Origin of the sequence: Mesorhizobium sp. WSM4311 (assembly GCF_002295115.1) — a bacterium.
Classification (GTDB): domain Bacteria; phylum Pseudomonadota; class Alphaproteobacteria; order Rhizobiales; family Rhizobiaceae; genus Mesorhizobium.
Genome location: NZ_NSFV01000002.1, coordinates 461152 through 479069 on the forward strand (window position 1 = coordinate 461152; position 17918 = coordinate 479069).

At 63.7% G+C, this 17918-nt stretch carries 14 protein-coding genes; 6 read left to right on the forward strand and 8 right to left on the reverse strand.

Going from position 1 to position 17918, the window contains the following annotated elements; translation table 11 throughout:
• Positions 1-31 precede the first annotated feature (31 nt).
• Complete coding sequence (locus CK226_RS06035) at positions 32-823, reverse strand: MBL fold metallo-hydrolase (RefSeq protein ID WP_095791316.1); 792 nt, start codon at positions 821-823, stop codon at positions 32-34.
• Between the two features lie 98 nt (positions 824-921).
• Between CK226_RS06035 and CK226_RS06040 the strand changes: the two genes are divergently transcribed.
• The gene (locus CK226_RS06040; protein ID WP_210202226.1) at positions 922-1842 is read left to right on the forward strand and encodes a LysR family transcriptional regulator; all 921 of its coding nucleotides are present in this window, start codon (positions 922-924) and stop codon (positions 1840-1842) included.
• 40 nt (positions 1843-1882) lie between these two features.
• Here the strand turns inward: CK226_RS06040 and CK226_RS06045 are convergent, their stop codons facing one another.
• From CK226_RS06045 to thrC, 4 genes are read right to left on the reverse strand one after another with little or no spacing between them, the layout of a single operon-like run.
• On the reverse strand, positions 1883-4771 hold the full coding sequence (locus CK226_RS06045) for an EAL domain-containing protein (RefSeq protein WP_095771018.1): 2889 nt from the start codon (positions 4769-4771) through the stop codon (positions 1883-1885).
• A gap of 3 nt (positions 4772-4774) precedes the next feature.
• The gene (locus CK226_RS06050; protein ID WP_095771017.1) at positions 4775-5371 is read right to left on the reverse strand and encodes a GNAT family protein; all 597 of its coding nucleotides are present in this window, start codon (positions 5369-5371) and stop codon (positions 4775-4777) included.
• Between the two features lie 14 nt (positions 5372-5385).
• Positions 5386-6678 carry a pitrilysin family protein gene (locus CK226_RS06055; RefSeq protein ID WP_095771016.1) on the reverse strand — a complete coding sequence of 431 codons (1293 nt, stop codon included), beginning with the start codon at positions 6676-6678 and terminating at the stop codon, positions 5386-5388.
• Between the two features lie 14 nt (positions 6679-6692).
• Complete coding sequence (gene thrC / locus CK226_RS06060) at positions 6693-8090, reverse strand: threonine synthase (protein WP_095791318.1); 1398 nt, start codon at positions 8088-8090, stop codon at positions 6693-6695.
• A 129-nt stretch (positions 8091-8219) separates the two neighbouring features.
• Between thrC and CK226_RS06065 the strand changes: the two genes are divergently transcribed.
• Complete coding sequence (locus CK226_RS06065) at positions 8220-8948, forward strand: hypothetical protein (protein WP_095771014.1); 729 nt, start codon at positions 8220-8222, stop codon at positions 8946-8948.
• A gap of 40 nt (positions 8949-8988) precedes the next feature.
• On the opposite strand, the gene CK226_RS06070 is transcribed toward CK226_RS06065, so the two are convergent.
• Positions 8989-9678: an HAD family phosphatase gene (locus tag CK226_RS06070; RefSeq protein WP_095771425.1), complete on the reverse strand. Its 690-nt coding sequence runs from the start codon at positions 9676-9678 to the stop codon at positions 8989-8991.
• Between the two features lie 176 nt (positions 9679-9854).
• Between CK226_RS06070 and CK226_RS06075 the strand changes: the two genes are divergently transcribed.
• Positions 9855-10988, forward strand: coding sequence for a site-specific DNA-methyltransferase (locus CK226_RS06075; RefSeq protein WP_095771013.1), 1134 nt, complete (start codon positions 9855-9857; stop codon positions 10986-10988).
• Positions 10989-11027: 39 nt separating this feature from the next.
• On the opposite strand, the gene CK226_RS06080 is transcribed toward CK226_RS06075, so the two are convergent.
• Positions 11028-11666, reverse strand: a complete 639-nt coding sequence (locus CK226_RS06080; RefSeq protein ID WP_095791319.1) for an HAD family phosphatase — start codon at positions 11664-11666, stop codon at positions 11028-11030.
• Between the two features lie 10 nt (positions 11667-11676).
• Entirely contained in the window at positions 11677-12795 is a 1119-nt protein-coding gene (mutY, locus tag CK226_RS06085) for an A/G-specific adenine glycosylase (protein ID WP_179300974.1), read from the reverse strand.
• A gap of 55 nt (positions 12796-12850) precedes the next feature.
• On the opposite strand from mutY, the gene CK226_RS06090 reads away from it, so the two are divergent.
• From CK226_RS06090 to smc, 3 genes are all read left to right on the forward strand, one after another.
• The gene (locus CK226_RS06090; protein ID WP_095791321.1) at positions 12851-13360 is read left to right on the forward strand and encodes a DUF721 domain-containing protein; all 510 of its coding nucleotides are present in this window, start codon (positions 12851-12853) and stop codon (positions 13358-13360) included.
• Between the two features lie 154 nt (positions 13361-13514).
• Complete coding sequence (locus tag CK226_RS06095; protein WP_095786596.1) at positions 13515-14258, forward strand: DsbA family protein; 744 nt, start codon at positions 13515-13517, stop codon at positions 14256-14258.
• A 117-nt stretch (positions 14259-14375) separates the two neighbouring features.
• The gene (smc, locus tag CK226_RS06100; protein ID WP_095791322.1) at positions 14376-17834 is read left to right on the forward strand and encodes a chromosome segregation protein SMC; all 3459 of its coding nucleotides are present in this window, start codon (positions 14376-14378) and stop codon (positions 17832-17834) included.
• The last annotated feature ends 84 nt before the right edge of the window (positions 17835-17918 follow it).

Genomic DNA, 17918 nt, shown 5'->3' on the forward strand with positions numbered 1-17918 from the left:
AGGCGAACCGGGTGTCCAGCTTGTCTATCCCCTATGCCGGCTCATAGCCGTATGCTTCGCCTTTACGCACGACGAGCCCGATACCTGGCCAACCAAGATGCGCTCCGGCAATCCACGTTCCAGCCTCGGCCGCGTCGTGGAAAACCTTCTGGCGTGTTGCACGTGCGGTCGATTGATCGTCGTCATAACCCCAACTCAATGCCGGATTGCCAAATTGCAAGACCGGCACATGAACGATGTCCCCGAAGAACAGGAAGCTGTCCTCGTTCGTGTCGAACGCGTAGCCGGTGTGACCGGGAGCATGGCCTGGCAGCGCAACTGCTCTCAACCGCTCAACCACCTGGTCGCCATCCCGCACAGGCTTCAGCAAGGATCGGAACCGCGCAAGACGTGTCTCGGCGAGAAAGCTTTTCATAGCTTCCTCGGCAATTGCGATCGCCTTCAAATTCGGGAAGAGCATCCGGTTGTCGCGGGTCAAAAGCCCGTACACATGATCCTGATGGGCATGGGTGAGCGCCAAGACCGTGATCGAGGCGGGATCGATGCCGGATTCGGTCAACGTCTGCTCGAGACGTCCTGTTGTTGGGGCCCAGCCTCCTCCGCCGCTGTCGATCAGAATGCCGTCAACGCCGGGACCTGCGAGGGCAAAGCAATTGACAGAGAGGCGTAGCGTCCCTGCCTGCGCGACTTGCGGTACCGGCTTGTTCTGCGAATCCCGCAGAAGGTCCGGCGGCATCTCAATATAGCCGTCCGAGAGCGACCAGACGCGCCAGGTGCCAGCCGTGCAGGCGAGGACGTTGTCGCCGCGGAATGTCACGATCATAAGGTACCTCAATCCACCGTTTCAGATCGAACCTAGGACAGAGCGGCTTATGAGGATAGGGCAGTTGCGTGACAAGGCCTCATGAGGGATATTCATAAATCATGAGAAATGAACTGAACGAACTCGCTACGTTCGCGATGGTCGCCCGGGAACGAAGCTTCACAATTGCCGCGGCAAAATTAGGCGTATCTCAATCTGCGCTGAGCCACACTATCCGCGGGCTTGAACAGCGGCTCGAGTTACGGCTTCTCGCTCGAACAACGAAGAGTGTCGCGCCAACCGCTGCAGGGGCCGCGCTTTTGAAAGATCTGTCTCCGGCGCTTGAGCAAATCGCTGCTGCCCTTGACGGGGCGCGAAGCCTCCGAAGCCGCCCCGCAGGCCGCCTTCGAATTATGATGTCACGCTCGGCTGCGGTAATGGTGTTGCTGCCGCGGTTCGCGGCATTCGCTGAGGCATACCCCGACATCGTTCTCGATGTGGTCACCGAAACAGGCCCTGTGGACCTCGTTGCCGACGAGTTCGATGCCGGAATCCAGCTTGGCGAATACATTCAGAAGGACATGATCGCGGTGCGCGTCACGCCGGAGTTGCGGCTGGCTGTGGTGGGGTCGCCTGACTATTTCTCGTCGCGAAGCATTCCGCAAAAGCCTAAGGATCTCAATGATCATCGATGCATAGCCCTGCGTCTTCCGGGCGGTCCACATCGGTGGGAGTTCGAGCGTGCACGAAAGTCAGTCACGATTAGCGTCAGCGGCCCGCTGATAATCGACGACACTCACTTGGTGATTCAGGCAGCGCTCGCTGGCGTTGGTCTCGGTCTCGCCTATGAAGAGCAGGTCGCGGAGCATATCGCACAGGGGCGGCTTATCCGTATCCTGGAGGAATGGACGCCACCAATTCCCGGCTTTTTCCTGTATTATCCCAGTCGTCAGCTCCAGCCGGCGGCGTTGTCCGCATTGGTCGACGCGTTGCGGCTCTCGCAGCAACAGTCGGTGCGCGACGGTCGAACCTCTCCATAACTTGCCTGAAAGCGGCCGGTCGTCACGAAGCGATGGACCTCTAAGCTTGAGTCAGCGGATACTGTTCCTTCAACGTCTTCAGCACCTGGTCGCCCGGCATCGGCGCGCCGAACATGAAGCTCTGCACATATTCGCAGCCCATCTGGCGCAGTTCCAGCGCATCGCGTTCGTCCGAGATGCCCTCCGCGACCACCGACAGGCCGAGCTCATGCGCCATGTTGACCATGGATTTGAGCAGCACGGCGCGCTTCGGCGTGCTGTCGTCGACAAAGCTCTTGTCGATCTTGATCGTGTCGAACGGGAACCGTGTCAGATAGGCGAGCGATGAATACCCCGTGCCGAAATCGTCCAGCGACAGGCCGATGCCGAGCTGTTTCAGCTTGGTCAGCACATGGGCGGTCTGCTCGGGATTGTCCATCACCAGCGACTCGGTGAGCTCGAGCCGGAAGCAACGCGGCTTCAGATTGGCCCGTGCGATGACCGAGCGGACATCGCTGACAAGGTCGCGGCGGATCAGCTGGCGGCTGGACAAATTGACCGAGACCGACAGTGGTGCGTCGCCGATCTGCTTCTGCCATCCGGCGAGGTCTTCCGCCGCCTGCTGCATGGCGAACAGGCCGAGCTGCACGATCAGCCCGCAGCTTTCGGCGACCGGAATGAAATCCGCCGGCGGGATCATGCCGCGGCGCGGATGGTCCCAGCGCAGCAAGGCCTCGAAGCCGGCGACGCTGCCGTCCTCCAGCCGCACGATCGGCTGGTAAGCCAGCGTGAATTCGCGCCGCTCGATGGCGCGCCGCAGGTCGGATTCGAACTGCAGCCGGTCGGTGCCGACGGTACGGAAGGCCGGGCGGAACGGCTCGATCCTGTCGCCACCAAAACGCTTGGCCTGGTGCATGGCAAGCTCGGCGTCCTTGACCATGTCCTCGGCCGAAGTCTGCGCCGAGGTCCATGTGATCAGGCCGATCGAGGCGGTCAGCACGATCTCGCGCTTGGCGAAGGTGATCGGGTTGTTGATCGCATGCTTGATGGCGTCCGCCACGCCGGCAATGCGGGCAGGGTCCTGTTCGGACAAAAGCATCAGCGCGAACTGGTCGCCGGCAAAGCGCGACAGCGAATCCTTCGGCTTCAACAGCCGGTGCAGGCGGCGCGCTATGGTGAGCAGGATGGTGTCGCCCGCCGAGATGCCGAGCCCGTCATTAACCTGCTTGAAGCGGTCGATGTCGATGACGAAGACGGTCGGACGCACCTTCTCTTCGGTGCGGGCGATCGAGATGATCGCTTCCAGCCGGTTCATGAACAGTTCGCGGTTCGGCAGGCCGGTCAGATTGTCGTGCACGGCGTCGTGCAGCAGCCGCTCCTCTGACTTCTTCTGCTCGGTGACGTCGACCATGGTGCCGACGCAGCGGATGACCTCGCCGTCCGATCCGATGACCGGCCGTGCCCGCAAGGCGAACCAGTGATAATGCCCGTCGGCGCCGCGCAGGCGGAAATTCTGCGCCACCCGGCCGCGTCGGTGCTCGAGCACCACATCGAGCGTCGTGCGGAACGTGTCGCGGTCGTCGGCATGCAGCACCGGCAGCCAGTTGCGCGCCGCACCACCAAGGCTGTTGGGCGCCAGGCCGAGCTGGATGCTCACGTCGGGTTTGGTGACGACGCGGTCGCGCAGCACGTCCCAGTCCCAAACCGTGTCGCCCGACCCGGCAACGGCCAGCGCCTGGCGTTCGAGGTCGGAGAACAGCCCCTGATGCAGTGCACCGCCGGCAAAGGCGTGCTGCATGACGGTGAAGCCGATCAGCAGGATGATCAGGATCAGGCCGCCGCCGAGCGCCGGCTGGGCGATGTCGTTGTCGAGCATGCCGGTGATCGCCATCCACGACCCGCATAGCCACAACAGCACCATGACCCAACTGGGCACCAGCATGATGGCGCGGTCATAACCACGAATGCCGAGGAAGATGATCAGGCCGAGCCCGGTCAACGCGGTGGCGGCAAAGGAGATGCGGGCGATGCCGGCGGCGACCGCCGGATCGACGATGGCCACGCCTGCAATCAGCACCAGCCCGAGGATCCAGACCAGCGCGCCGTAGCTGAAATGGCCGTGCCAGCGGTTGAGGTTGAGATAGGCGAACAGGAAGACCACGAAGGTCGCCGCAAGCGCCACCTCTGTTCCCGCCCGCCACATCTGCTCGTTGCCGGGCGAGATCTCGATGACCTTGTTGAGGAATCCGAAATCGACGCAGATATAGGCAAGCACCGCCCAGGCGAGGGCCGCGGTCGCCGGGAACATCGAGGTTCCCTTGACCACGAACAGGATGGTCAGGAACAGTGCCAGAAGGCCTGCAATGCCGATGACGATGCCGCGAAACAGCGTGTAGGAGTTGACCGAGTCCTTGTAGGCCTCGGGCTCCCACAGATAGACCTGCGGCAGCTTGGGCGAGGCGAGTTCGGCGATGAAGGTGATCACCGTTCCCGGGTTCAGCGTCACCCGGAACACATCGGCGTCGGGGCTGGTCTGGCGGTCGAGCGCGAAGCCCTCGCTGGGCGTGATCGCCGCAATGCGGGTGGCGCCGAGATCGGGCCAGAAGATGCCGGAATTGACCAGCCGGAAATGCGGCGCCACGATCAGCCTGTCGAGCTGCTGGTCCGTGGTGTTGGCCAGCGCGAACACCGCCCAGTCGCCGGTCGAGCGCGCGTCATTGGCCTCGACCTCGATGCGCCGCACGATGCCGTCAGGCCCGGGCGCGGTCGATACCTGGAAGTTCTCACCCTGGTTGCGGTAGATCTCGAAGGCGCGCGACAGGTCGAGCGCGACGTCGTCGCGGGCAATCTTGATCGGTTCGACGGCAAGGGCCGACGAAGCCGCGCACAGCGTCAGGATTGCCGCGAGGACAAAGGCGAACAGCGGCCCGTTTCGCAGGAAATTCGTCAAAAATCAGTCCTTCGTTCCTGCGTCCAGCGGATCGTCCGCGATCCGGGCGTAGAGGTAATGGTCCTGCCAGATGCCGTTGATCCTGAGATAGGATCTTAACAATCCTTCGCGCCGGAATCCGGCTTTTTCAAGCACGCGGATCGACCGGATGTTGTCGGGAATACAGGCCGCCTCGATCCGGTGCAACCTCAGCGTATCGAAGGCGAAGCGGGCCACGACCTTGACCGCGTCGGTCATCAGGCCACGCCCGCCGAAGCGCTCGCCGATCCAGTAGCCGACATGGCCGCTTTGCGAGACACCGTGGCGTATGTTGCCGAGCGTGATGCCGCCGGCCAGCTTGCCGCTCGACTTCTCGAAGATGAAGAAGGCGATCGCGGTTCCCTGCGCATAGTCTTCGCGATAGCGGCTGATGCGCAGCCGCCATGCCGTGCGGTCGAGCTCGTCGGGGGTCCAGCGCGGCTCCCACGGCTCCAGGAAGGCCCGGCTTTCGCCGCGCAATGTCGACCATTCCCGATAGTCGTTGGTGTATGGCACGCGCAGCGTGACGAGATTGCCCTTCAGCGCCGGCAGATCACGGCGAAAGAAAGCGAGCGCGAACACGGCGCTTTGGGGACTTAGACGGCGAGTCTGCGGGCCGTGGTCTGCGTGCCCGGAAGCGAATCGAGGATCGCCTCATATGGTGCCAGCGTACCCACGGGCCCGACAGCGGTAAGCGTCGGCTTGGTCGAGAACATCCGCGACGACAGGTCGGTCAGCCGCTCCACCGTCAGCGCCGACAGGCGCTCCATCAATTCCTCCTTGGCGATCGGCCTGCCGAACAAAAGCAGTTGCCTCGCGATCTGCGAGGCGCGGCTGGCCGGGCTTTCGGCGGACATGATCAGCCCGGCGCGATACTGGGCGCGAGCGCGGTCGAGTTCTTCCTGCAGGATGTTCTCGCCCGCCTTCTGCAACTCGTCGATGATGACAGGCACGAGTTCGGCGATGTCGCTCTGGCCGGTCGCGGCATGGACGCCGAAGACGCCGGTGTCGGAAAAGCCCCAGTGGAAGGCATAGACCGAATAACACAGGCCGCGTTTCTCGCGGACTTCCTGGAACAGGCGCGACGACATGCCGCCGCCGAGGATCATCGACAGCACCTGCGAAGCGTAGAAGTCGCGCACATGGTAGGCGCGGCCTTCGAAGCCCAGCACGATCTGTGCATCCATCAGGTCGCGGTCCTCACGAAAATCGCCGCCGACATATTGTGCATATTGCGGGATGGTGCTGTCGGCCTTGCTGCGGAAGCCGCCAAGCTGCTTCTCCACCTCGCGCACGAAATTGTCGTGCTTGATGTCGCCGGCGGCCACGATCACCATCCGCTCGGCGCCATATTGGCGTTCGATGAAATCGTGCAACTGCTTGGAAGTAAAGGATTTGACGGTTTCCGGCGTGCCCAGGATCGAGCGGCCGATGGTCTGGTGGCGAAAGGCCGTCTCGGTGAAACGGTCGAAGACGATATCGTCTGGCGTATCGTGCGCGGCGCCGATCTCCTGCAGGATGACGTGCTGCTCGCGCTCGAGCTCCTGCGGGTCGAATTCGGACTCCTGCAGGATGTCGGCGAGTATGTCGACGGCCAGCGGCACGTCGTCGGAGAGCACCCTGGCGTAGTAGGAGGTGGTCTCGACACTGGTGGCGGCGTTGATCTCACCGCCGACATCCTCGATTTCCGAGGCGATTTCGAAGGCCGTCCGCCGCTTCGTGCCCTTGAACGCCATGTGCTCGAGCAGATGGGCCATGCCATGCTCTTCATCACGCTCATTGCGGGCACCGGACTTGACCCAGGCACCCAAGGCAACCGACTCGATACTTGGAAGGGTTTCGGTGGCGACTGTCAGGCCGTTCGACAGACGGCTTACCTCAACACCCATATGGCTCGTACTCCCTAACGCGCCGCTCGCGCACGGCGGCTGACGTAATCTTCCACCATTTTCAGGTCGGATGGAAGTACCGTGTATTTTTCCTCAAATGTCATCAATCCACCTAGCCATGCGGGCAGGGCCGGCGAGACACCGCTGGCGGCCTCGACGGCGGCCGGAAATTTTGCCGGATGGGCGGTGCCCAGCACCACCATCGGCACGGCGCCCGATGCCTTGCCGGCCGCGACATGCATGGCCGCCGCGGTATGCGGATCCAGAAGATAATTGCTGGCCGCGAGCGTCGAACGGATGGTGGCGGCGACTTCGTCCATGGTGGCGCGGCCGGCGTCGAATTCGGACCGCATCCCATTGATTTCGCTGGCTTCTATGGTGAAGGCCCCGGACTGTTTCAGGCCGTCCATGTAGCGTCGCACGGTCGCCGCGTCGCGGTTGGAGGCTTCGAACAGCAGGCGTTCGAAATTCGACGAAACCTGGATGTCCATCGACGGTGAGGTGGTCGCAAAGACACCCTTGGTGCGGTACTCGCCGGTGGCGAAGGTGCGCGCCAATATGTCGTTGTCGTTGGTGGCGATGACCAGCCGTTCGATCGGCAGGCCCATCTTCTTGGCGGCATAGCCGGCGAAGATATCGCCGAAATTGCCCGTCGGCACGGTGAACGACACCGGCCTGTCCGGCGCGCCGAGCGACAGGGCCGAGGAGAAATAGTAGACGATCTGGGCCATGATGCGCGCCCAGTTGATCGAATTGACCCCCGACAGCGCCACCCGGTCGCGGAAAGCGTGGTCGTTGAACATGTCCTTGAGCAGGCCCTGGCAGTCGTCGAAATTGCCTTCGATCGCCAGCGCGTGGACGTTTTTGGCCTTCGACGTCGTCATCTGGCGCTGCTGCACCGGTGAAACGCGGCCATGCGGGAACAGGATGAAGATGTCGGTGCGGCTGCGCACGGCAAAGGCGTCGATCGCCGCGCCGCCGGTGTCGCCCGACGTGGCGCCGACGATGGTGGCATGCTGGTCGCGTTCGGCAAGCACATGGTCCATCAGCCGGGCGAGCAGCTGCATCGCCACATCCTTGAATGCCAGCGTCGGCCCATGGAAGAGTTCGAGGACAAACGTGTTGGGGCCGGTCTGGACAAGCGGGCAGACCGCCTCGTGGCGGAACGTGGCATAGGCTTCGCGCACCAGGCGCTCGAAAACCGGCGCCGGAATTTCGCCGTCAAGGAACGGCGACAGCACGCGGATCGCGAGATCGGGATAGGCAAGGCCACGCATGGCGCGGATCTCGGAAGCTGAAAACTGCGGCCACTCGCGCGGCACGTAAAGCCCGCCATCGCGCGCCAGCCCTGCCAGCACGGCATCGGAAAATCCAAGCGCGGGTGCTTCCCCGCGCGTACTCACATATTGCATGTCTCAGTCCCGTTGCCGCTTGGCTTTTGCGTTCACCACAAGGTGGTTAATTTCTGTGCCGGCTCCAGTCGCATTTTTGCCGCGCCGTTGATATACGTCACCAGCTTTACGAGAGGGAAGTGCAGTTTCATGGCGTTTCGTACATCACGTGGCCGCTTTTTGGCGGGTCTTGCGCTCACCGGCTTTATGCTCGCCGCCGCCGGCTGCCAATCGGGCGACAATGGCATCCTCAACCTCGGTTTCGGCAAGAAGGACCCGACGGCGCCTCCGCCTCCGCAGGATCCCAAGATTCTGGCCAGCCAGCTGAACGCCTATTGCCCGCGGGTGACGGTGCGCGACGGCACGGCCTTTTTCAACACCTATGCCAACGAGGTCAAGAAGGCCAAGCCGAAGCTCAAAAAGACCGGCGATGCCGCTGCAGATGCCGCAGCCCAGGCTGCGGCTGACGCCGCCGCCGCCACGCCGCCCGATGATTCCGCGAGGATCATCTACCAGGCGTCGATTTCCGACGTGACCCGCGATTGCAGCCGCGCCGACGGACAGCTGACGATGAAGATCGCGGTTGCCGGCAAGATCGTGCCGGGAGCGAAGTTTACGCCCGGCACCATCACCATGCCGATCCGCACCGCGGTGATGCACGGCACCGACGTGCTTTACTCGCAGATTCACCAGTACCAGGTCCAGGTAACCGATCCGTCGGTCGCCACCCAGTTCGTCTTCACCGATTCCAATGTCGTCGTGCCAGCACCGACGGCGCAGGATTATCAGGTCTATGCCGGCTATGACGAAACCGCGCCGAAGGCGACGACGGACAAGCCGAAGAAGACTCGCAGGAAGAAGGCCGCTGCGACGAACTGAGCGGTCATCGATACAGCGTGCGCCCGGCCGGGCGCGCGTCTCAGGCGTCGGCCGACCATTCCGACAGCGCCGCGATCACGCTTTTCAGCTCTGCCCAGCGGCGGATCACCGTTTCGGCGCCGGCCTCGGTCAGCGCGTCGGCATGGCCGGGATAGGTGTGACTGGCGCCGGTGAAGCCGATCACCCGCATGCCGGCTGCCCTGGCGCCAGCGACGCCGTGCACGGAATCCTCGATGACGAAAGTGTTGGCCGGGTTCGCGCCGAGTCTTTCCGCCGCGAACAGGAACACGTCCGGCGCAGGTTTGGTCTTTTTGCTCGGTATTTCCAGTGCCGAGAAGATGCGGCCGGCGAAGAACGGCAGCAGATGCACTTTCTCCAGCATGAATTCTATCCGCTCCGAGCGTGAGTTGGAGCAAATACAGCGTTGCGCAGTGACCGATACGACCGCTTCGCGCACGCCCTCGATGGCACGCACATCGCTGCGCAGTTTGCGGTCGACGAGTTCTTCGGCGCGGTCGATCAGCGACGCCTGGAACGGAATCTTGGACTTCTCCTCGATCCGCATCAGTATGTCCTTGAACGTCAGGCCCGCATAACTTTCGGCAATCTCCTCGGCCGAGATTTCATATCCGGCGAGCGTTATCAGCTCGGCCTCGACCCGCGCGGCGATGATTTCGGAATCGACGAGCACGCCGTCGCAATCGAAGATGACAAGGTCTGGCTGGGGCATGGTGATCCGGACAAGGAAAGGATGAAGCGGCCGTGAGGGCCTCGGGCGGCGCGGCATACACCAATGGCCCGGCCTTCGCAAACCTGGCAGGCCTATCCGCGAGCCTTCACCGAATATTTACGCTGATCGGTAACCATAACGGGGAGTAAACAGTAACGCGTGCCTTGGGTGTAAAAATGTCTGCCGTGCGTCTTCTCCACGAGTTGTCCCACGCTCCCCAGCAATCCGAATGGCTGGACACGATCCTCAAGGGCGACTGCGTGGCGGCCCTCGACCGGCTGCCGGAAAAGTCGGTCGACGTCATCTTCGCCGATCCCCCCTACAATCTGCAACTCGACGGCGATCTGCACCGGCCCGACCAGTCCAAGGTCGACGCGGTCGACGATCACTGGGACCAGTTCGAGAATTTCGAGGCCTACGATGCCTTCACCCGCGCCTGGCTTTTGGCGGCGCGCCGCGTGCTGAAGCCCAACGGCACGATCTGGGTCATCGGCTCCTATCACAACATCTTCCGGGTCGGCGCCAAGATGCAGGATCTGGGCTTCTGGATCCTCAACGACGTGGTCTGGCGCAAGACCAACCCGATGCCGAATTTCCGTGGTCGCCGTTTCCAGAATGCGCATGAAACGATGATCTGGGCTTCCCGGGACCAGAAGGGCAAGGGCTACACCTTCAACTACGAGGCGCTGAAGGCGTCCAACGACGATATCCAGATGCGTTCGGACTGGCTGTTCCCGATCTGCACCGGCGGCGAGCGGCTGAAGAACGACAATGGCGACAAATTGCACCCGACGCAGAAGCCTGAGGCGCTGCTCGCCCGCATCATGATGGCCTCGACCAAGCCGGGCGACATCGTGCTCGACCCTTTCTTCGGCTCCGGCACGACGGGTGCGGTCGCCAAACGCCTCGGTCGCCATTTCGTCGGCATCGAGCGCGAGCAGGCCTATATCGATGCCGCCAACGAACGCATCGATGCGGTGCGGCCGCTGGAGGATGCCGATTTGACGGTATTGACCGGCAAGCGCGCCGAGCCGCGCGTCGCCTTCGTCAGCCTCATCGATACCGGGCTGATGACGCCGGGCGCCACGCTTTACGACGCCAAGAAGCGCTGGGCGGCCAAGGTGCGCGCCGACGGCACGGTGGCGATCGGCGACAGCGCCGGCTCGATCCACAAGATCGGCGCCGAAGTGCAAGGCCTGGACGCCTGCAATGGCTGGACCTTCTGGCATTATGAGCGCAGCGGCGGGCTGACCCCGATCGACGAACTGCGCCGCATCGCCCGTCTCGGCATGGAGCGGGCAGGGGGCTGACCCCCTGCCGATTATCGCGTATCGCGTTGAATCAAAATCTCAGCGGATCGCCGCAAGCGATTCAGATCGCGCCTTGATTCCCAAGCGTTCAAGATCTGCTTGAAGCGTCCTGGCACCGGTGAACAGCACGGCTTGCCAGCCCGCGGCCTTGGCGCCGTCGACATTCTTCTGGCTGTCGTCGATGAACAGCGTTGCTGATGGTTCGAGGCCGAACGCAGCCACGTGATGGTCATAAATGTCCCGATCCGGCTTGATCTTGCCGATCTCGCCCGAGATGGTCACCCCGCGTGGCCGATTGAGGAAATCGAAGCGTTCGCGGGCTTCCGCCAAAGTGTCGGAGGCAAAATTGGTCAGCATGGTCACGTCGTGGCCGCTTTCGATCAGGCCAAGCATGATTGCGACGCTGTCGTCATAGGCGTGCGGCACCATGTCGTGCCAGTGGCGGCGGAAGTTGCGGATGTTTTCCGCATGGTCGGGATGCTCGGCAATCAGCAGCGCCTCTGCCTCCTCCCAGCTCCGGCCGCGATCCTGCTCGATGTTCCAGTCATGCGTGCAGACATTGTCGAAGAACCACTTCCTCTCTTCGGCATCGGGAATGAGGCGGCTGAACGGAATGTTCGGGTCGTAGTGGATCAGCACGCGGCCGATGTCGAACACGATGTGGCGGATCTCGGTCATGAAGCCTCTTTCAATGCGGGCGTTGCTTTTTCGTCGCGCCGGGTATCGCAGCCTCGATTGCCTTTTTCATGACAGTGGGCAGGGCCTCACTGGAAATTTCATGGGCCAGCGACCAGAAATGCCCAGCCGGCGCATCACCTTTGACGTGGGCGTGAAAGACTTCGAGCTCGAGCGCGAAATGGGTGAAGACATGCGTGATTTTTCCGGCGCGCAGCCAGTCGCCGGGAAAGGGCGCCGCCGCCTGCGTGGTGGCTCCGTCCACCCGCGCGGTCCAGCCCGTTGTCGGCACCTCGGTCATGCCGCCAAGCAAACCTTTCTCCGGCCGTTTGCGCAGAAGAATGGCACCATCCTCACGCATGGCGACGAAAGCAGCGCCGCGTCGCTGCGGTTTGTCGGCTTTGGGCAGCCGCACCGGGAAGTTTTCAGGGTCGCCCGAAACGACGGCACTACAGCTCTCGCGCAGCGGGCACAGCATGCAGCGCGGCCGGCGCGGGGTGCAGATCGTGGCGCCGAGATCCATCATCGCCTGGGCGAAATCGCCCGGCCTCGCCGTCGGCACCATGGCCTCGACATGGGCGCGTATCTCGGTCTTGGCTTCGCTGAGCGGCGTGGTGATCGAAAACAGCCTCGATATGACGCGTTCGACATTGCCGTCGACTACGGCGGCGGGGCAGTCGAAAGCGATCGCCATGATCGCCGCCGAGGTGTAGGCGCCGATGCCGGGCAGGTCTCTCAACCCGGCCTCGGTGTCGGGGAACCGGCCGCCACGCGCCGCCACCAGATCGGCGCAGGACTTGAGGTTGCGGGCGCGGGAGTAATAGCCGAGCCCCGCCCAGGCCTTCATGACGTCCTCGGTCGGTGCCGCTGCCAGTGCCTCGACATCGGGCCATTTCTCGACGAAGACGCGGAAATAGGATTTCACCGCCTCGACGGTGGTCTGCTGCAGCATGACTTCGGACAGCCAGATGCGGTAGGGGTCGGGCCGCACGCCGCGTGCATGCTCGCGCGGGCTCACCCGCCACGGCAATTCACGATGATGCACGTCGTACCAGGCAAGCAGGCGCGACGCGGTATCATCCGGCATTGCCTTGCGTGTCTGGGCCTTGCGGGTCTGGTCTGCTGGTGCCATTGATCGTGTATTGGCCTGGCCGGTAATCTGCTGGGGTCGTGGCTGGAGAACGTACATGGCAGGGAGAACGCCCTACGGCAATCCCGTCCCGGTGAGCGATCTTGCCACCAAAATCCTCGACCCGGTGCTGCGCAAGCGGGCAGGCATCTCGATTGGTCTCGTTCAGTCCTGGGAAGAGATCGCTGGACCGCGCCTCGCCAGCCGCTCGCGGCCGGAGAAAATTCAATGGCCGCGCCGCCTGCATGAGGACGATCCGTTCGAGCCGGCGGTATTGGTCATTGCCTGCGAAGGCATGGCGGCACTTCATCTGCAGCACGAGACCGGCGAGATCATCAACCGGGTCAACGCCTTCCTCGGCTTTACGGCGATAGGCCGCATCAGGATCGTGCAAAAACCGGTGACGACGGACAAGGGACGGCCTAAACCGACCTTCAGGCCGTTGACGGTGGCGGAGCAGACCAGATTGTCCAATACGGTCGAGCTGATCGAGGATGACGGCCTGCGTGCCTCGCTGGAAAGGCTTGGCGCAACCATTTTGGGTGAAAGGAAGCCAAAAACCCCTTGAAGACAGTCATGGATTTGTCGTCAACATCTCGCATTCGTGATCGCCTTTGTCAGGTTTCGCGATTGGATTGGGGATGGAGATGCCTTAATTCGCGCCAACTCTCGCCTTTTCGTGCCTTTGCATTGCAAAATTCAAACCTTGTCAGGTGATTCGTATGAACCGTCCTCCGTTCGGCAAAAGTCTGTCTCGCAGAAACGTCCTGTCTTCGCTGGCCGCCATTCCGGCGGTGGCCCTGCTCGCCGCCTGCAGCGACTCCGGCGAACAGGCCAAGGCGGCGGATGTGAAGCCCGCGGATCCGGCCGCCCCCGCAAAGCCGGCCACGCCGGCTGCCGCTCAGGTTCCCGAGTCCCAGGGCAATGTCGACATGGCGGAACTGCTGAAGCCGGGCGCACTGCCCGACAAGCAGCTTGGCAAGGATGACGCCAAGGTCACCATCGTTGAATACGCCTCGATGACCTGCCCGCATTGCGCGCATTTCGCCGAAACCACCTTCCCGGACCTGAAGACGAAGTACATCGACACCGGCAAGGCGCGCTATATCCTGCGCGAATTCCCGTTCGATCCGAGCGCGGAAGCCGGGTTCATGCTGGCGCGCTGCGCCAAGGATAACTATTTCCCGATGGTGGACGTGCTGTTCAGGCAGCAGGCGAACTGGGTTGGCGTGTCGAACACCAAGGATGCGCTGCTGCAAATCTCGAAGCTCGCCGGTTTTACACAGGAGTCCTTCGAGGCCTGCTTGACGGACCAGAAACTTCTGGACGATGTGAGATCGGTCCAGAAGCGCGGCGCCAATGAATTCAAGGTCGACTCGACACCGACCTTCTTCATCAACGGTAAGACCTACAAAGGGGCGATGTCGATTGAGGAAATGTCGGCCATCATCGACCCTCTGCTCTGACATCAGTTCAGCGCTGAAGCGGCAGTGCTCCGGCGCTGCCCTGCCTTTTGTCTTGCCGCGGGTTCTCTCCGCAAAGCCGCGGAACACTTTTGCTGAACACGCCTATGAGGCGCGCGAATGAGGTTTTCGCGCCTTCGCCTCCTCGGTTTCAAGTCCTTCGTCGAGCCCGGCGAGTTCGTCATCGAACGCGGCCTGACGGGTATTGTCGGGCCGAACGGCTGCGGCAAGTCGAACCTTGTCGAGGCGCTGCGCTGGGTGATGGGCGAAAGCTCCTACAAGAACATGCGCGCGTCTGGCATGGACGATGTCATCTTTTCCGGTTCAGGCACACGGCCCGCCCGCAACACCGCCGAAGTCACGCTTTTCCTCGACAACAGTGATCGTTCGGCGCCCGCTGCCTTCAACGACGCCGACGAGTTGCAGGTGTCGCGCCGCATCGAGCGCGAGGCGGGCTCGCTCTACCGTATCAACGGCAAGGAAGCGCGCGCCAAGGATGTGCAGCTTCTGTTCGCCGACCAGTCGACCGGCGCGCGCTCGCCCTCGATGGTCGGGCAGGGCCGTATCGGCGAACTGATCCAGGCCAAGCCGCAGGCGCGCCGCGCCCTGCTCGAAGAGGCGGCCGGCATTTCCGGCCTGCACACCCGCCGCCACGAGGCGGAACTTCGGCTGAAGGCGGCCGAACAGAATCTGGAACGCCTGGACGACGTCGTCGGTGAACTGGAAAGCCAGATCGAAAGCCTGAAGCGCCAGGCGCGCCAGGCCTCGCGCTTCAAGAACCTGTCGGCCGATATCCGCAAGGCCGAAGCGACGTTGCTGCATCTGCGCTGGACGCTGGCCAAGACGCAGGAAGGCGAGGCACGTTCTGCGCTGGCTGTTGCCACGGCACTGGTCGGCGACCGCGCCGCCGCGCAGATGAACGCGGCCAAGGAACAGGGCATCAGCGCTCATCGCCTGCCCGATCTGCGCGATGCGGAAGCCGCCGCCGCCGCCGCCTTCCAGCGCCTGTCGATCGCCAGGTCGCAGATCGAGGAGGAGGCCGGCCGCATTCGCAACCGCCAGGCTGAAATCGAGCGCCGCCTGCAGCAGCTCGACGGAGACATCGCCCGCGAAGAGCGGATGGTGCGCGACAATGCCGATGTCCTCGAACGGTTGCGCACCGAGGAAGCCACGCTGAATTCCGAAAACGCTGGTGCGGCCGAGCGCGAGGCCACCACCCGCGCGGTGTTCGAACAGGCGGCATCGACGCTGGCGCAAAGCGAAGCCAGGCTCGCCACGCTGACCGCCGAACGCGCCGAGGCCGCCGCTTCGCGCCATCAGATCGAGCGCACGCTGCGCGAGACCGCCGAGCGCCGCGATCGCTTCGCCCGCCAGCTCGCCGAGGTCGACCGCGAATTGTCGGATATCCTCTCCAAGGTCGCCGGCCTGCCGGATCCGGCTGAAAAGCGCGTCCTGGTCGAGCAGGCCATGGCACTGCTGGAAGAATCCGAGGCCGCCGTGGCGCAGGCCGAACAATCGGTCATCGATGCCCGCGCCGCCGAAAGTGCTGCCCGCCCGCCGCTTCAGGATGCAAGGGCCGACCTGGCGCGGATCGAGACCGAAGCACGCACGCTGGCCAAGATACTCAATGCCGCCAGTGGCGATCTCTTCCCTTCGGTGCTGGAGCAGATCAGCGTCGAGCGCGGCTTCGAGACGGCGCTGGGTGCTGCCCTTGGCGAAGACCTCGACGTGCCGCTCGACCGCAGCGCGCCGGCGCATTGGGGCGAAAGCCAGATCCAACCCGGCGACGCGGCCCTACCGGAAGGCATCAAGAGCCTCGCCAGCGTGGTTCGTGCCCCGGCGCAGCTTGCCCGCCGCCTGGCGCAGATCGGCATTGTCGAGGCCGCGGACGGCCGCCGGCTGCAGGCGCTGCTTGCGCCTGGCCAGAGGCTGGTCAGCCGCGAAGGCGCGCTGTGGCGCTGGGATGGCCTGACCGCCAGCGCCGATGCGCCGACGGCCGCCGCACAAAGGCTGGCGCAGAAGAACCGGCTTGCCGAACTCGACGCCGAAGCGGTGCAGGCGACGCTCGTCCTGCGCCAGGCCGAGGAAGCGCTGGCACGGGCCGAGCAGGCGCTTCGCCAGGCGAGCGAGGCCGAACGCAACACACGCCAGGCCGGACGCGATGCCCAGCACCGGCTGGACGCGGCCCGCAATGCGCTGGCCGAGGCCGAAAAGGCTGGTGGCGAGCTGGCGAGCCGGCGCGCGGCGCTGGATGAGGGGCGCGCGCGCATCGTCGACAGCCATGAGGAAACCTCGGCGGCTTTCGTCGAGGCCGAAATGCTGCTGCAGGACGCGCCGGATCTCGGCGACCTGCAATTGCAGCTCGAACAGTCCTCGGCCAATGTCTCCCGCGACCGCGCCACGCTTGCCGACGCGCGGGCCGTCCATGAAGGGCTGCGGCGCGAGGCCGAGGCGCGGACGCGCCGGCTCGATGCCATCGGCGCCGAGCGCAGCAACTGGCTGGTACGCGCCGAAAACGCCTCGACCCAGATCGCCTCGCTCGGTGAACGCAAGGCCGAGGCCGAGGCCGAGCGCGAACGACTGGCCGACGCGCCCGATGAGATCGACGCCAAGCGGCGCGCGCTGCTGTCGCAATTGACCGAGGCCGAGACCTTGCGCAAGGCGGCCGCCGACCGGCTGCAGGAAGCGGAAAACAGGCAGGCCGATCTGGACAAGGCGGCCACATCAGCCATCCAGTCACTGGCCGAGGCGCGCGAGACCCGTGCCCGTGCCGAGGAAAGGCTGACGGCGGCCGACGAGCGCCGGCTGGAGGTCGAGGCGCGTATCCAGGAAACGCTGAACACGCCGCCGCATCTGGTCATCCGCCACACCGGCCTGGAAGCCGACGACCCAATACCCGAAATGGCCGAAATCGAACGCCAGCTCGACCGGCTGAAGATCGAGCGCGAACGGCTCGGCGCCGTCAATCTGCGCGCCGAGGAAGAGCAGAAGGAGCTCTCCGACCGGCTCGAAGCGATCGTTACCGAGCGCGAGGACATCATCGAGGCGATCCGCAAGCTTCGGCAGGCGATCCAGAGCCTCAATCGCGAAGGCCGCGAGCGGCTTCTGGCCGCCTTCGACGTCGTCAACAGCCACTTCCAGCGTCTGTTCTCGCATCTGTTCGGCGGCGGCACGGCGGAATTGCAACTGATCGAATCCGACGATCCGCTCGAGGCAGGCCTCGAAATCCTTGCCCGCCCGCCCGGCAAGAAGCCGCAGACCATGACGCTGCTGTCCGGCGGCGAGCAGGCGCTGACGGCGATGTCGCTGATCTTCGCCGTCTTCCTGACCAACCCGGCGCCGATCTGCGTGCTCGACGAAGTCGACGCGCCGCTGGACGATCACAATGTCGAGCGCTTCTGCAATCTCATGGACGAGATGGCCAAGACCACCGAGACGCGATTCGTCATCATCACCCACAACCCGATCACCATGGCGCGCATGGACCGGCTGTTCGGCGTGACCATGGCCGAGCAGGGCGTCAGCCAGCTCGTTTCGGTCGACCTCCAGGCCGCCGAGGCGATGCGCGAGGCGAGCTGATCCATCCGGGCTGCCGGATCGCCGCTGGCAGGATTCGTCTGGCGACAAAAAAATCTCATCCTGCTCCAACGACAATCTGGAACC

Coding starts and splice junctions, on each gene's coding strand:
- CK226_RS06035 (WP_095791316.1), bottom strand. CDS start 823: ATGATCGTGACATTCCGCGGCGACAACGTCCTCGCCTGCACGGCTGGC.
- CK226_RS06055 (WP_095771016.1), bottom strand. CDS start 6,678: ATGGGTGTTGAGGTAAGCCGTCTGTCGAACGGCCTGACAGTCGCCACC.
- thrC (WP_095791318.1), bottom strand. CDS start 8,090: ATGCAATATGTGAGTACGCGCGGGGAAGCACCCGCGCTTGGATTTTCC.
- CK226_RS06065 (WP_095771014.1), top strand. CDS start 8,220: ATGGCGTTTCGTACATCACGTGGCCGCTTTTTGGCGGGTCTTGCGCTC.
- CK226_RS06070 (WP_095771425.1), bottom strand. CDS start 9,678: ATGCCCCAGCCAGACCTTGTCATCTTCGATTGCGACGGCGTGCTCGTC.
- CK226_RS06075 (WP_095771013.1), top strand. CDS start 9,855: ATGTCTGCCGTGCGTCTTCTCCACGAGTTGTCCCACGCTCCCCAGCAA.
- CK226_RS06080 (WP_095791319.1), bottom strand. CDS start 11,666: ATGACCGAGATCCGCCACATCGTGTTCGACATCGGCCGCGTGCTGATC.
- mutY (WP_179300974.1), bottom strand. CDS start 12,795: ATGGCACCAGCAGACCAGACCCGCAAGGCCCAGACACGCAAGGCAATG.
- CK226_RS06090 (WP_095791321.1), top strand. CDS start 12,851: ATGGCAGGGAGAACGCCCTACGGCAATCCCGTCCCGGTGAGCGATCTT.
- CK226_RS06095 (WP_095786596.1), top strand. CDS start 13,515: ATGAACCGTCCTCCGTTCGGCAAAAGTCTGTCTCGCAGAAACGTCCTG.
- smc (WP_095791322.1), top strand. CDS start 14,376: ATGAGGTTTTCGCGCCTTCGCCTCCTCGGTTTCAAGTCCTTCGTCGAG.